At 69.0% G+C, this 1180-nt stretch carries 2 protein-coding genes; one reads left to right on the forward strand and one right to left on the reverse strand.

The window, feature by feature from the left end:
• The coding region (locus GTP69_RS30810) for a response regulator (protein WP_161058429.1) at positions 1-488 on the reverse strand (488 nt) is incomplete at its 3' end.
• 130 nt (positions 489-618) lie between these two features.
• On the opposite strand from GTP69_RS30810, the gene GTP69_RS30815 reads away from it, so the two are divergent.
• The coding region (locus tag GTP69_RS30815; RefSeq protein WP_161058430.1) for a hypothetical protein at positions 619-1180 on the forward strand (562 nt) is incomplete at its 3' end.

Genomic DNA, 1180 nt, shown 5'->3' on the forward strand with positions numbered 1-1180 from the left:
TCGGCGCCGGCGCCGGCGGGGCTGACCGGCGCGCTCGGCGCATGGCGGAAGCGTGCCAGCACCTGCCGCGCGATGATCGGGCTGATCGGGCTGCCGCCGTTGGCCAGGCTGCGGATCTCGTCGCTCATTTTGGACGGCGAACTGTCCTTCAGCAGGTAGCCGGCGGCGCCGGCCTCGATCGAGCGCATCACGTGGGTCTCGTCGCCGAAGTTGGTGCTGACCATGATGCTGCAGCTGGGCCAGTGCAGCGCGGCGGCGCGGATCACCTCGATGCCGGAACCGTCCGGCAGGCCGAGGTCGACCAGCAGCACATCGGCCGGCGGCCCGGCCAGCAGCGCCAAGCCTTCGGCCTGGGTGGCGGCGCGGCCCACCAGCCGCATGTCGGCGCTGTCCTGCACCACCAGGCTGAGGGCGTGGCTGAAGTCTGGGTCATCTTCGACAATGGCGACGTGGATGGGGCGGGGATCGTGTGGGGCGGCTGGATTCATGTAGGCATTTTACGCGGATGACGGCGGCGGACGGCAGCCAAAACGGGGCTTGTAGCACATTCGTGCTACATACAAGAGGTCAGCGCGCCACATAAAATTGACACCAGTTTTATAGGCTCCGTTATTTCCCATGCAAGTCCCCCATATATTGCCGTCCGCGGCCGCCCGTGCGCCGCGCCGCCACCTGCTGGAATTGTCGTTGACCGGCCAGCCGCGCGCGTGGCGGGTACGCGAACACCGCTACCGTTGCAACGGCTATGGCCGCGCGCGCTGGGGCATGGACCTGGAAGGCGTGATGGCGGTGCTGGCCGCCGAGCATCCGCGCGCGCAAGCCACGCTGCGTCACGAAATCGACCGCCTCAGCGGCGAACAATGGCTGGAACTGACGGTGCCATCGGTGGCGCCCGGTCCCGGTCCGGCGCGGCTGCGCTATATGTTCGACGCCGACTATGCGCGGCTGTGCGAAGTCCACGTCTACTGGATCAGCGGCGGCGATCCGTCGCAGGAGCAGCGGCTGCCGCTGGTGCAGGCCGCCACCCGGCTGGCCGGCGACCTGATGAGCTACCGCTGGTCCGGCCTGACCACCTTGCGCGGCGCCGTGCGCGGCCCCGGCGCCTTGCTGCTGTTCTCCGGCCGCGACGAGGACGGCGCCAGCGTCGAAATCAGCCTGGACGGCGTGGCCTTCGACGTCA

The sequence above is a fragment of the Duganella levis genome (genome assembly GCF_009857605.1).
GTDB lineage: Bacteria > Pseudomonadota > Gammaproteobacteria > Burkholderiales > Burkholderiaceae_D > Rugamonas > Rugamonas levis.